A 13,779-nucleotide genomic window follows, 5' to 3' on the forward strand; every position below is an offset into this window, starting at 1 on the left:
CACCGGGGCAGCCCTAGCGGGAGCCCGGCCCGGCTCCGGCCGGGACGCGGCTCTCGGGCTCGTCCTCGACCGGCTCCGGGGTGCCCCGGTGCGGCCGCGGCATCCGCGCCCCGGGCACCCCGGCCGCACCACCCGGGCCGGCCGCGCCGCCCGCCCGGGCCGCCTCGGTGAGCGCCAGCAGGCGGTCAGCCTCGGCCTGGATGGCGTCCTTGTCACCGATCTCGGCGTCCGGCAGGGCGTCCGGCAGCAGGTCCTCGATCAGGCGCAGCGGCCGGTAGGCGAGGCCCAGCAGGCCCCAGACCGCCAGGACGAGGCCGACCAGGACCAGCAGCAGGCCCGCGCCGCGGCCCGGACCGGTCCCGAGCACCAGGCCGACCGAGTCGGCGAGCGCCCCGCCCGGCCGCATCAGCGGCTCGAAGACGTGGTCGGAGAGCGGCCCGGCGGTGAGGAAGCCGAGCGGCATCATCGACATCGCGAGCATCTGGTTGGTGGCCAGCACCCGGCCCTGCAGCTCCATCCCGACCTTGGTCTGGATCAGCGCCATCCAGTGCGAGTTGAGGATCATCAGGGCCGCCCAGAGACCGAAGAGTCCGCAGGCGGTGAGTGCCGCCTGCGGGCGGCAACCGGTCACGATCGCGGCCACACCGACCACCGAGGTGAAGCCGATCATGCCGACCGCGCGCCGCCGGGTGCCGCCCCACAGGGCCATCACCAGTGCCCCGGTCAGCGCGCCGACACCGCCGACGGCGGTGATCACGCCCAGCTGCACGGCCGAGCCGCCCGCCAGCACCATCGGGGTGACCAGCACCGTCGCCACCGCGAACAGGTAGTTGAACACCACGAAGAAGACCACCATCGCGACCAGGCTGTGCCGCCGCACGATGTAGCGCCAGCCGGTGACCACCTCGCGCAGCAGCGGCTCCTCCTGCCGGTCGAACAGCGCGTCCGGGAAGCGGACCAGCAGCAGGCAGGTGACCCCGGTCAGGAAGGTCACCATGTCGAAGAGCACCACGCCGTGCAGGCCGATCAAGGAGACCAGCACACCGCCGGCCAGGACGGCCATCATGTCCCCGGCGCCGGTGCCGAGCTGGGCGAGGCCGTTGGCCTGCCCGAGGTAGCGCTTGGGCACCAGCTGGGTGATCGCGGCCAGATAGGCCGGGCGTTGGAAGGCCGAGCAGACCGCCCCGACGCAGGCCACCAGATAGATGTGCCAGACCTCCAGACGGCCGGCCCAGAGCAGGACGCCGAGCGAGAGCATGGCTGCCGCGGCCACCGTGTCCGTGACGATCATGATCTTGCGGCGGTCGATCCGGTCGGCCAGCGCGCCCGCGATCGGCAGCAGCAGGACGGCGGGCAGGACCGCGACCACCGAGATCATCGCGAAGTCGAAGGCCGAGCCGGTGCGCTGGTAGACCCAGACCCCGAGGGCGAAGGTGGACAGGCTGGTGCCGATCATCGAGACGAACTGGCCGATCGCCACCTTGGCGAAGGTGCCCAGCTCGGCCCGGGCCGCCGGCCGCTTGGCCGCGACCTGCTCGGCCACCGCGCCGGTGGCCGAGAACTCGGCGATCACCCGGGCGAGTTCGTCGGCCTGGTGCTTGAGGAAGTAGTGCCCGGCACGCGGGATCACGGCCAGGTCGACGGTGTCACCGAAGTGCTCCCACTCGGCGTACCGCTCCTGGTACAGCTGGGTGGCGCGGTCCTTCTCGCCGACCACGCAGAGGATCGGGGCCGTGAGCCGCTCCGGCCGGGCGTCCCCGTACGCGCCGGTGTAGAAGTCCTCGGCCTGCCGGACGTCGTGGCGCAGCGCCCGGACCAGGAAGTCCTGTTCGTCCTGGTCGTAGACGTCGGTGAAGCCGCCCATTGCGCGCAGGTAGTCGAGGTAGGAGCGGTTGGAGAGCATCCGGTCGCCGGGCAGCCGCCGGGCCATCCACTCGGCGAACCGGCCGGGCAGCCGGGCCGCCGGGAACGTCCCGCCGAGGGCGAGGCCGCGCAGGTCGACCCCGGCCGCCTCCAGCCGGGAGCCGAGCGCGGTGGCGAGCGCGCCGCCGAGGCAGTGGCCGTAGAGCACCACCGGCCCGTCGATCCGCTCGGTGATCTGCTCGGTCAACCGGTCGGCCAGGGCTTCGAGGGCGACGAGGTCGTCGTCGATCCGGCTCGGGTCGTGCCCGGGCAGCTCGACCGCGTAGAGGCGGTGGCCGGCCGGCAGCGCGTCGGCGAGCGGCTGGAAGGTGATCGGGCTGCCGCCGCCGTACGGGACGCAGACCACGTTCACCTCGGCGGGCGCCGCACCGCGGGTGAGCCGGTGCAGCAGGGTGCGCGGCCCCTCCTCCCCGGTGCCGGCCGCCTTGGCGTCGAGCAGTGCGGCGAGTTCGCCGACGGTGGGGTGCTGGAACAGGTCGATCACCGAGAGGCCTCGGCCGATCAGCCGGACGGCGTGCACGGCGGAGAAGGAGTCGCCGCCGAGCGCGAAGAAGTCGTCCGCCGCGCCGAGTTCCCCGACCTCCAGGACCGACCGGTAGGCGGCAGCCACCTCGTGCTCCGTCGCGGAGGACAACGCGCCCCCGCCCGGGACCGGTTGGACGGCGACCGGCTCGGGCAGGGCGGCCCGGTCGACCTTGCCGTTGGCGTTCAGCGGCAGGGCGTCCAGCACCACCAGGGCGGCCGGCACCATGTAGTCGGGCAGTCGGGTGCGCAGCGCGGCGCGCAGCTCGGCCGGGTCGGGAGCCTCGGCCGGGTCGGTGGGCACCAGGTAGCCGACCAGGGTGCGGGCGGCGCCCTCGCCGCGCGCGACCACGACCGCCTCACGCACTCGCGGACGGCTCGTGAGCTCGGCCTCCACCTCGCCGATCTCGACCCGGAAGCCGCGGATCTTCACCTGCTGGTCGATCCGGCCGAGGAACTCGACGGCGCCGTCCTCTCGGCGGCGGACCAGGTCGCCGGTGCGGTAGCTCCGGCGACCGTTCACCGGGCCGAACCGCTCGGCGGTGAGGTCGTCCCGGCCGAGGTAGCCGCGGGCCACCCCGGCGCCGGAGACGTACAGTTCGCCGGGGACACCGACCGGCACCGGGCGCTGCCGGGCGTCGAGGACGTGCGCGCCCACGTTGCCGAAGGGCAGGCCGAGCGACGCGGTGGCGGCGTCCCCGAGGTCGGCCGGGACGGCGGCGCCGAGCATCGACACCGTGGTCTCGGTCGGGCCGTAGTGGTTGTGCAGCAGCAGGTCGGGCCGGGCCGCCCGGATCCGGGCCACCAGGTCGGGCCGCAGGGCCTCGCCGGCGCAGATCAGCAGCCGGCCGGGGAGGATGCCGCCGAGCCCGGCGCCGTGCGCCGCGAGACCCTCCAGGTGGCTGGGGACGAGCTTCATCGCGTCGATCCGGTGCTCGGCCGCGTAGGCGGCGAAGGCGTCCGGATCGGTGGCCTGGTCACGGGTGAGCAGATGCAGGCAGCCGCCCCCGGTGAGCGCGCCGAACACGTTGGTGGTGCCGAGGTCGGCGGCGAAGGTGGAGACCAGCGCCCAGTTCCAGCCCCGCTGGTCGCCGCCGATCCGCTCGCGCAGCCCGTGCAGGTAGTTGCGGAAGTTGCGGTGCTCGACGGCGACGCCCTTGGGCGCGCCGGTGGAGCCGGAGGTGAAGACGAGGTAGCAGAGGTCGCCCGGGCCGACCTCGACCACGGGCGCCTGGCACGGCGCGACCGGGGTGGTCAGCGGCTCCGGGACGACGACCGGGGCGCCGGCGACCCGGCCGGCCAGGTCGTCGGTGGTGACCACGGCGGCGGCCCCGGCGGCCGTCAGCAGCCCGCGGATCCGCTCGTCCGGGTAGACCGGGTCGAGCGGCAGGTAGGCGCCGCCGGCCTTGAGGATGCCGAGCATGCCGACGACCAGGGCGGCCGAGCGCTCGACCAGCAGCCCGACCGGGCGGTCCGGGCCGACGCCGAGCGCGCGCAGCCGGTGGGCCAGGGCGTTGGCACGGTTGTCGAGTTCGGCGTAGTCCAGGAGGCCGTCGGCGCCGCGGACGGCCGGCGCGTCGGGGGTGCGCCGGGCCTGTTCCTCGACCAGGCCGTGCAGGGTGGTCCCGAGGTCCCAGTCACGCTCGGTGTCGTCCCAGTCGGCGAGCCGAAGCTGCTCGGAGGGGGTGAGCAGCGGCAGCTCGGCGAGCGGGCGGTCGGGGGCGGCGGCCATCGCGTCGAGCACGGTGGTGAGGTGGCCGAAGACCCGCCGTACGGTCGGCTCGTCGTACAGCTCGGTGCGCCAGGTCAGGTCGGCGGCGAGGTCTCCGCCGTGGTCGACGACGGCCACCGCGAGGTCGAACTTCGCGGTGTCGGTGCCGACCGGCCGCCAGTCGGCCCGCAGGCCGGGCAGGTCGAGGGTGGCCTCGGCCTGGTTGTGGACGTTCAGCATGACCTGGAAGAGCGGGGTGTGCGCGAGTTCGCGCTCCAGGCCGAGGGCGTCGATCAGCCGCTCGAACGGCAGGTCCTGGTGCCCGAAGGCGCCGAGGGTGCCCTCCCGGACCCGCTCCAGCAGTTGCCGGACGGTCGGGTCGCCGGAGAGGTCGGTGCGCATCGCCAGGGTGTTGACGAAGCAGCCGACCAGGGGCTCGGTCTCACTGCGGGTGCGCCCGGCGACGGGCGTGCCGACGACGACGTCCTCCGCCCCGGTGTAGCGGGACAGCACGGTCTGCAGCGCGGCCAGCAGGACCATGTAGACGGTGGTCCCGGTCTGCTCGGCGAGCGCCCGGATCCGGCGGGTGCGCTCGGCGCCGAGGTCGGTGGTGAGCCGCCCGCCCCGGGTGCCGGCCACCGCCGGGCGGGGCCGGTCGGTGGGCACCGTGACGGTGGCGGTGGCGCCGCGCAGGCGTTCCTGCCACCAGGCCTGCTGGCGGGTCAGTTCCTCGGCCAGCGCGGTCTGCTGCCAGTGCGCCACGTCGGCGTACTGGACGGGCAGCGGCTCGAAGGCCGGGGCCCGGCCCTCCCGGCGGGCCGCGTAGGCGGCGGCGAGGTCGGTGAACAGCACGCCGATCGACCAGCCGTCGGCGGCTATGTGGTGCAGCACCAGGCTCAGCACGGCGCCCTCGGCGGTGCGCAGCAGGGTGGCGCGCACCGGCAGGTCGACGGCGAGGTCGAACGGGCGGCGGGCGTCCCGCGCCAGGTGGTCGTCGACCAGGTCGGCGGGGACGTCGGCGGTGGCGAGCGCGAGGCGGGCGGCGGCCAGCGGCCGCGGCCGGACCTCCCCGTCGACGGTCGGGTAGACGGTGCGCAGCACCTCGTGCCGGTCGAGCAGGTCGGTGAGCGCCGCGCGCAGGGCCTCGGTGTCGGGTTCGCCGTCGAGGTGGAGGGCGAGCGGGATGTGGTAGGCCGCGCTGTCCGGTTCGTACTGGGCGAGGAACCACATCCGGCGCTGGGCCGAGGAGAGCGGTGCCGGGGTGCCCTCGGGGCGGGGCTCGATGCCCGGCCGGGTCGGTGCGGCGGTGCCGGCGTCCTTGGCCGCCTTGACGGCCTTGGCCTTGGCGAGCCTGCGGCGGAGCAGTTCCTGGCGTCCGGCGTCCTGTCCCGGCCGGTCGGCGGTGGTGTGCTGGTCGGTCATGCCGTCTCCCCCGTCAGTGCGCCGGCGGCGTCCCGGTCGCCCGGGCCGCCCAGGTCGTCCGTCCCGCCGATCCCCTCGGCCCCGTCCAGACCGTCGAGCCCCTCGGCCCCGTCGATCCCGTCGATCCCGTCGATCTCGTCGATCTCGTCGAGCAGGAGGTCCTCGATGCGACGGGCCATCGCCGCCACGGTGCGGGCCTCGAAGACGGTGCGCAGCGGCAGGTCGGTCTCGAAGATGTCGCGGACGCGGGCGGTCAACCGGGTGGCGAGCAGCGAGTGGCCGCCGATCACGAAGAAGTCGTCGTGCCGGGAGACCCGCTCCAGGCCGAGGACCTCCTGCCAGAGGTCGGCGAGCAGTTCCTCGCAGTCGCCCTCGGGCGGGGCACCGGCACCGCCCGACCGGGGAAGCGGCAGCGCGGCCCGGTCGACCTTGCCGCTGGGGGTCAGCGGCAGGCTGTCGAGCAGGACGAGCGCGGCGGGCACCATGTAGTCGGGCAGCCGCTCGGCGAGCGCCGCCCGCAGGGCGTCCTCGCCGATGGCGCCGCCGGTGACGGCGTACCCGGCGAGAAGGGGGCCCGCCGGGCCGTCGGCCAGCCGGACGGCCCCGGCGGTGACGCCGGGGACGGCGGTCAGCGCGGCCTCGATCTCGCCGAGCTCGATCCGGAACCCGCGCAGCTTCACCTGGGCGTCGGTGCGGCCGTGGTACTCCAGCCGGCCGTCGGCGCGGCGGCAGGCGAGGTCCCCGGTGCGGTACATCAGCGCGCCCTCGGCGGCGCCGGGTTCGGGGACGAAGCGGTCGGCGCTGAGGTCGGGGCGGCGGTGGTAGCCGAGCGCGACGCCCTCGCCGCCGATGCAGAGCTCACCGATCCCGTTGACCGGGACGGGCCGGCCCGCCGTGTCGAGCAGGTGCAGCCTGGTGTTGGCGATGGGCGCGCCGAGCGCCACCACGCCCTGGTGGGCGGTGAGTTCGGGGGTGACCCGCTGGACGGTGGACCACACGGTGGTCTCCGTGGGCCCGTAGAGGTTCCAGAGCGCGTCGGTGCGCTTCAGCAGCGCGTCGGCGAGATCGGCAGTGAGCGCCTCGCCTCCGCAGAGCGCGGTCAGCCCGGGTCTACCGGGCCAGTCGGCCTCCAGGAGCATCCGCCAGGTGGCCGGGGTGGCCTGCAGATGGGTGACGGCGCGCCGCTCCAGCCAGTCGGCCAGCGCGTGGCCGTCGGTGGCGGTGGCACGGTCGGCCAGCTCCACCCGGGCACCGGTGACCAGCGGCAGCCAGAGTTCCAGGCCGGCGATGTCGAAGGTGACGGTGGTGACGGCCGCCATCACGTCGCCCTCGGCGAGCCCGGGTTCGCGGGCCATCGAGGTGAGGAAGTTGACGATCGCCCGGTGCGGGACGGCGACGCCCTTGGGCGCGCCGGTGGAGCCGGAGGTGTACAGCAGGTAGGCGCGGTCCTCCGGACCGACGTCGACGGCCGGCGCCTGCGGGGCCGCGGCGGTCAGCGGTCCGTCGACCAGGACGACGGCGCGTCCGTCGCACAGGGCGTCCCCGGCGGTGGCCCGGTCGGCGACCAGCAGGGTGACCCCGGCGTCGTCGAGCACCGCCCGGTTGCGGGCGAGCGGCTGGTCGAGGTCGATCGGCAGGTAGGCGGCGCCGGCGCGCAGCACACCGAGCAGGGCCGCGGGCAGCAGCCGGCCGCGCCGGACGGCGACCGCGACCAGGGTGCCGGGGCCGGCCCCGTGCTCGGCCAGCAGGTGCGCCACCCGGCCGGCCGTGGCGTCGAGTCCGGCGTAGTCGAGGACCCCGTCGGACGCGGAGACGGCCACCGCGGCCGGGGTGCGGGCGGCCTGGGCGGCGACCAGCTCGTGCAGCCGGAGGTCGGGCACCGGCGCCACGACGCCCTCGGCCGGCTCCGGGAGGGCCGGCTCGGCGGCCGAGCGCATCACCAGCTCGCCCAGCGGGCGGTCCGGTTCGGCGACGGCGGCGGCGAGCAGCGCCGTCAGGTGGTCCAGCGCGGCCCGCACGGACCGCTCGTCGTAGCGGGAGGTGCGGTACTCGGCGGAGAGCAGCGGGCCGTCGGCCGGGAACTCCAGGAACAGCGAAAGGTCGGTCTTGGCCGTCCCGTTGCACACCTCGGCGACGAACCGCAGGCTGAGACCGGGGAGTTCGAGTCCGGCCACCGGGTGGTTCTGGACCGCCAGCAGGGTCTGCGAGATCGGCGAGGCGGTCAGTCCGGCGGAGCCGCCGACCCGGCGGGCGTGCTCCAGGAACGGGTAGCCGCTGTGCTCGGCGGCGTCCAGCACCACCGGCCGCACCCGGGCGACCAGTTCGCGGAAGGTGTCGGTGCCGGCCGCGTCGAAGCGGAGCGCGACGGTGTTGATCAGCGAGCCGAGCACGTGCTCCAGCTCGGGCACCGGGCGGACCGCGAACGGGCTGAGCACCGCGAGGTCGGTCCGGCCGGTGTAGCGGTGCAGCACGCCACCGAGCGCGGCCAGGACCGCCATGTAGAGGCTGGCGCCCTCCTGGGCGGCCCAGCGCTCGACGGAGCCGACCAGTTCGGGGTCGAGCCGGCGGGCGATCCGCCGGCCGGCGATGTCGTGCGGGTTGGGGCGCGGGCGGTCGCCGGGCAGGTGCTGGTCGGCGTCGAGGCCGAGCAGCCGCTCGCCCCAGCGCAGCGCGCCGTCCCGGGCGGCCGCGTCGGCGCGCTCCTCCCAGCGGGCGACGTCGGAGAACTGCAGGTCCGGTTCGGCGAGTTCGCCGTCCCGGTAGGCGCGGCCGAGCTCGGCCAGCAGCAGCCCGGCGGCCCAGCCGTCCATCGCCGCGTGGTGGACGGTGATCAGCAGCTCGTGCCGGTCCGCTCCGGTGCGCACCGCGAGGGCGCGCAGCAGCAGGCCGGCCGCGAGGTCGAGCGGCCGGGCCGCCTCGGCGCGCAGCGCGGCGTCCAGCTCCTCCTCGCCGGCCCCGGTCAGGTCGAGCAGCGGGAGGTCGACGGGGTACGGCGGGCGGACCTCGGCGGTCACCTCGCCGTGCAGGCCGCCGAGCGCGGTGCGCAGCACCTCGTGCCGGCGGACCACCTCGGTCAGCGCCCGGCCGAGCGCGGCGAGGTCCAGCGCGCCGACGGCGCGGATGCGCAGCGGCACGTTGTAGACCGGGCTGCCCACGTGCATGGACTCGTGCAGCCAGAGCTCGCGCTGGAAGCCGGTGGGACGGGCGGGCAGCGCGGGCTCCCGCACGGGCGGGGCCACCGAGGGGCGGCCGCCACCGCCGTTGGCGACCCGGACGGCGAGCGCGGCGACGGTCGGCGCGGCGAAGAACTCGGCCAGCGGGACGCGGGTGCCGTACTCGCGCTCGATCCGGGCGAGCAGTCCGGTGGCGAGCAGCGAGTGCCCGCCGAGGTCCAGGAAGACGTCGTGCACACCGACCCGCGGGACACCGAGCAGCTGTTGCCAGAGTTCGGCGATCCCGGTCTCGACGGGGGTGCGGGGCGCGACGAACAGCTCCTGGCCGTCCCGGCTCCGGGCGACGGGCGGCAGCGCCCCGCGGTCGGTCTTGCCGTTGGGCGTCAGCGGCAGCCGGGTCAGCACGGCGACGGCCAGCGGCACCATGTAGCCGGGCAGCGCGGCGGCGCAGTGGGCGCGCAGGCCGGCCGCGTCGGGTTCGGCGACCCCGGCCGCGGGCTGGACGAAGGCGGCCAGGTAGGCGCCGGACTCGTCGTGCTGGACCACGGCGGCCGCGGCCTCGACGGCCGGGTGGGTGGCGAGCACCGCCTCGATCTCGCCCAGCTCGACCCGGAACCCGCGCACCTTCACCTGGTGGTCGACGCGGCCGTGGTACTCCAGCTCGCCGCCCGGCAGCCGCCGCACCAGGTCCCCGGTGCGGTAGCAGCGCTCGCCGTCGACGGTGAGGAAGCGCTCCTCGGTGAGGTCGGGACGGCCGTGGTAGCCGCGGGCGAGCCCCTCGCCGGCGAGGTACAGCTCGCCGATGCCGCCGTCCGGCACGGCGGTCCGCCGCTCGTCCAGCACGTGGCCGGTGGTACCGGGCAGCGGGCGGCCGATCAGGGGCTCGCCGTCGCCCTCCCGGCCGACCAGCGACCAGGTGGAGTAGACGGTGTCCTCGGTCGGGCCGTAGAGGTTGTACAGCCGCTCGACCCGCGGTTCGGCGTAGACCTGGTCGGCCAGCCGGCGCGGCAGTGCCTCGCCCGCCAGGTTGACCACGCGGACGCCGCCCGGCAGGCCCCTGCCGCCGGGAAGGCCGCCCCCGCGCAGCAGCGCCGCCATGGCGCTCGGCACGGTGTTGACCAGGGTCACCTCGTCGCGGGCCGGCAGCTCGGGCAGCGCGAGGACGTTCTGCGCGACCACGACCGCGCCGCCGACGGCGAGCGGGAAGAACAGCTCGTAGACCGAGATGTCGAAGCAGACCGAGGTGCCGAAGAGCACGCCGGCCACGTCGGCCGGGCCGTAGGTGCGGGCGGCCCAGCGGAGCATGGCGTTGACGCCGCGCTGGGTGACCGCCACGCCCTTGGGGCGGCCGGTGGAGCCGGAGGTGTAGAGGACGTAGGCGAGGGATTCGGCGCCGCCGCCCGGGGCGAGCTGCGCGCGGGGGCCCTCGGCGTCGGTGTACAGCAGGGTGGCGCCGGCGCCGTCCAGCAGGTGCTCGTGCGCGCGGTCGGTGAGGACGACGGGTGCCTGCGCGTCGCCGATCACCAGCTCCAACCGGTCCCGCGGGTAGGCCGGGTCGAGCGGTACGTAGGCGCCGCCCGCGCGCAGCACCGCGAGCAGTGCGATCACGAGGTCCGCCGTGCGCGGGAGGCAGACCGCCACCAGGGTTTCGGCGCGTACGCCGGCGGCGGCCAGTCGGCCGGCCATCGTGTCGACAGCGGTGGTCAGTTCACGGTAGGTCAGACGCCGGTCGCCGTCGATCACCGCCGTGGCCCCGGGTGTCCGTCCGGCCTGTGCGTCGACCAGATCGGCCAGCGATGCCGTCGGATCCAGTGGAGGAAGTCCCGTCGAACTCATCAACTCTCCTGAGGGATGGCCCTGCGCCGACTTGTGGTCGGCTGGAAATGGGCGGTGTGCCCTCGGAGATGGTGGGGTAAAGATCTCCGGATGACCAGCACATTTCCGTCACTCGTTCGATATGCCGGAAAGATCACCCTCCCATCACCACGCAGCGGCACGACCAGGTGACGGTTCGTCGACGATCTCCCACGGATCGTCAGGTCCCGTGACATCGGCGCGCGCGGCCGATAGGTTTCATCGCAGCAGCCGACGGTGCATCAGCTCCGGGGCGGCAGAGGCCTTTCCGCGCGGCCCATCTTGACCTGACCTCGTCATTTACCCGGCGGGCACCATCGCCGGCGAGAGCCCCGCACCGCCACACGGGGGGGCGCGGCGGGGCCGGGCGACCACCCCTCGCGGAACGACCCCCGCAGCCGATTTCGACGGGCCCGGTCTTCACGGTTTGCGCATATTCATCGGCGGCCGCGCATATTCATCGGCCTTTCCCGGCCGGAAGGGCGGACGGGCACCGATCCCGGAATCGCCCCCGCCCCACCCCGGTCGCCCCCGACCCCGGCACCGCCGACGGCGGATTCCCGGCGGATCCGGACATCCGCCACCGGGCGGCGGCCCCGGGGCTCCGGCCCCGGGCCGCGGCACCGTTGCGAGGGGTGACAATGGACGCCATGTCCAGACGCCGCTCCGCGCCCCGTGCCGCCACCCCCGCGCCCCGCCTGCTGCCCTCCTCACCGTGCCCGTGCGGCCTGTCCGCCGCGTACGGCGACTGCTGCGGCCGCTACCACCGGGGCCTGGCCGCCGCGCCGACCGCCGAGGCGCTGATGCGCTCGCGCTTCAGCGCCTTCGCCGCCTTCGACGAGGCGTACCTGCTCCGTTCCTGGCACCCCGACACCCGACCGGCCTCGATCGACTTCGACCCCGCACTGCGCTGGACCCGCCTGGAGGTGCTCACCACCACCGACGGCGGCCGCTTCCACGCCGAGGGCACCGTCGCCTTCCGTGCCCACTACACCGAGGGCCGCGAGCAGGGGATCCTCACCGAGCACAGCCGCTTCGTCCGCCACGAGGGCGCCTGGGTCTACCTGGACGCCCTCCCGCCGGCCTGAGCGGGGCGGCCCGGGCGGCCGGCCCCGCCTCCCGCCGCGGCTACAGGTAGTCGTCCAGGCGGGCGAGGGCGAAGCCCTGCGCGGTGACCTCGTTCACGACCTTGCGGAGCAGGTCGGGCATGCTGCCCGGCCACAGGTCGGTGCCCCGGAAGTGGGTGAGGATGATGTCGCCCGCGTGCAGCCGCTGGTCGTCGTAGCGGTACTCCATGTGGTCCGGGAAGGCCTCCTCGTTCCAGAGCGGCACCGCCTCGATGCCGCAGGAGCCGGCCGCCCGCAGGGTGTCGTCGTTGTACTCGCCGTACGGGGGCCGGAACAGCCGGGGGCGGGCGCCGATCTGCCGCTCCAGCTGGTCCTGCTGGCGGCAGATCTCGTCCCGTTGCTGGTCGTAGCCGAGCACCTTGAGGTTGCGGTGGTTGATGGTGTGGTTGTTCACGGCGTCGCCCTGGGCGGCGAGCGCGCGGAAGTACCCGTAGTCCTCGCGCGCGAGGTAGTCGGCGACGAAGGTGCTGAGCGGGATCCCGAGTTCCGCCGCCATCCGGGAGAACTCCGGGTCCTTCTCGGCACCGTCGTCGACGGTCAGGAAGACGATCTTCTCGTCGGTCGGGACGCGGTAGACCACCGGCGGCCGCCCGTCCTGGAGCTTCACCCCCTGCACCGGCGTCAGCTCCGGCCTGGACACCGGCCGCGGGGGCGCCTGCAGCGGCAGCCGCTCCACGCCCCAGCGGTGCGCGGTCTCCAGCGCCGTGCGGACGGCCGTCTCCCGGCGGGCCACCGCCTCACCGCTGCTCTCCTCCTCCGCCCGGGCCAGGCCCGGCAGTGCCAGCGGCACGGCCGGCGGCCGGGGCCCGCCCCGGTCGGCGGCGGTGGCGGCGGTGGCGGCGGTGGACGTCGCGCCGCCCGGACCGGCGGGGGCGGCGGGGGAACCGGCCGCGGCGGGGGCGGCGCTCGTACCGGCCCGCGAGGACGGGGCCTCCCGCCCGGTCGGGGCGGCGCAGCCGGCGACCACCGCCGCCAGGCAGACCGCTGCCACGAGACCGCTCCCGGCCCGGTGACGTCCCCTCAGTCCCCCATTAATACGATGATCTGATGGTGTGTCCATGGAGCACTGCTCCCCCGACACGCCCGTCCGCCAATCCCCCCATCACCCGCCCGGCCCACCGCGCCGCACCCCCGGCGGGCACCGCGGACCCGACCCCGGAGACCCGCCGGCACCGCACTCCCGGCGGCCGCGGGTCACCACCGTCGGGGCGCACCGACGGCACCGTTCGTACCGGCACCGTACGCACCGGGGAGACGTGCGCGACGGCCGGACGCCCGGTCCTCACAGTGCGGAAATCCGTTCGCGGCGGGCGCGGCCCGGCACCGACAATGCGCGAATGACGATCAGCACGACACGGACGACCGACCCCTGGAGCATCGCACCGGCCGAGGTGGGCTCCCCGGAGGCGCTGGCGCTCCTGCGCGACTACTACCTCGATGTCGCGAACCGCTACTACCGGTTGCGCCTGGGCCGGGACGGCACGCCCGAGGAGATCGAGTCCGGCCTGGCCGACGCCCCGAGCGACGACCTCGCCGGGCCGACCGGCCGCTTCCTGCTCGGCCGCCACGACGGCGCGCCACAGGCCTGCGCCGGCCTGCGGGCGATCGGGGACCGCACGGTCGAGCTGACCAGGGTCTTCGTCCGGCACGCGGTGCGCGGCACCGGCGGCGGCACCCGCCTGCTCGCCGCCGTGGACGAGGCCGCCCGCGCGCTCGGCGCGGAACGGATCGTGCTGGACACCCGGCTCGACCTGGTCGAGGCCCGCGCGCTGTACGCCCGGCACGGGTACCGCGAGATCCCGGCCTACAGCAACGGCCCGTACGCCCAGATCTGGTACGGCAAGGACCTCGACAGGGCGGCCGCGGAGGCGCGTTGACCCCGATGCCGGCGCTCCGGCCGGGCGAGGGGCCGGGCGCCCGCCGGACGGGCCACGGCGGTGCGGGCCACGGCGCTGCGGGCGGGCCCCGGCCGGTCGCCCCGGGGCGACCGGGACAGCCCGGACACCGGCGCGCCGGGCATCGCCGCCCGCTCGGGAGTCGCCCGCCG

The 13,779-nt window shown here is 75.5% G+C and carries 5 protein-coding genes; 2 read left to right on the forward strand and 3 right to left on the reverse strand.

The window, feature by feature from the left end; genetic code table 11:
* Positions 1 to 13: 13 nt before the first annotated feature.
* Both ACFXHB_RS11785 and ACFXHB_RS11790 read right to left on the reverse strand, forming a co-directional pair.
* Positions 14 to 5,578 (reverse strand): amino acid adenylation domain-containing protein, encoded by a 5,565-nt coding sequence (locus tag ACFXHB_RS11785; RefSeq protein ID WP_380573830.1) that lies wholly within the window; start codon positions 5,576 to 5,578, stop codon positions 14 to 16.
* The gene (locus ACFXHB_RS11790; RefSeq protein ID WP_380573831.1) at positions 5,575 to 10,587 is read right to left on the reverse strand and encodes an amino acid adenylation domain-containing protein; all 5,013 of its coding nucleotides are present in this window, start codon (positions 10,585 to 10,587) and stop codon (positions 5,575 to 5,577) included. Before ACFXHB_RS11790 ends, ACFXHB_RS11785 begins: the two co-directional genes overlap by 4 nt.
* A 668-nt stretch (positions 10,588 to 11,255) precedes the next feature.
* Between ACFXHB_RS11790 and ACFXHB_RS11795 the strand changes: the two genes are divergently transcribed.
* A complete protein-coding gene (locus ACFXHB_RS11795; RefSeq protein ID WP_380573832.1) occupies positions 11,256 to 11,693 on the forward strand; it encodes a YchJ family protein in 438 nt (145 codons plus the stop codon).
* Between the two features lie 40 nt (positions 11,694 to 11,733).
* On the opposite strand, the gene ACFXHB_RS11800 is transcribed toward ACFXHB_RS11795, so the two are convergent.
* A complete protein-coding gene (locus ACFXHB_RS11800; protein ID WP_380573833.1) occupies positions 11,734 to 12,723 on the reverse strand; it encodes a polysaccharide deacetylase family protein in 990 nt (329 codons plus the stop codon).
* A 346-nt stretch (positions 12,724 to 13,069) separates the two neighbouring features.
* On the opposite strand from ACFXHB_RS11800, the gene ACFXHB_RS11805 reads away from it, so the two are divergent.
* Positions 13,070 to 13,609: a GNAT family N-acetyltransferase gene (locus ACFXHB_RS11805; protein ID WP_380573835.1), complete on the forward strand. Its 540-nt coding sequence runs from the start codon at positions 13,070 to 13,072 to the stop codon at positions 13,607 to 13,609.
* Positions 13,610 to 13,779: the final 170 nt, after the last annotated feature.

This window comes from Kitasatospora sp. NPDC059327 (assembly GCF_042752535.1).
GTDB lineage: Bacteria > Actinomycetota > Actinomycetes > Streptomycetales > Streptomycetaceae > Kitasatospora.

Coding starts and splice junctions, on each gene's coding strand:
- ACFXHB_RS11785 (WP_380573830.1), bottom strand. CDS start 5,578: ATGACCGACCAGCACACCACCGCCGACCGGCCGGGACAGGACGCCGGA.
- ACFXHB_RS11790 (WP_380573831.1), bottom strand. CDS start 10,587: ATGAGTTCGACGGGACTTCCTCCACTGGATCCGACGGCATCGCTGGCC.
- ACFXHB_RS11795 (WP_380573832.1), top strand. CDS start 11,256: ATGTCCAGACGCCGCTCCGCGCCCCGTGCCGCCACCCCCGCGCCCCGC.
- ACFXHB_RS11805 (WP_380573835.1), top strand. CDS start 13,070: ATGACGATCAGCACGACACGGACGACCGACCCCTGGAGCATCGCACCG.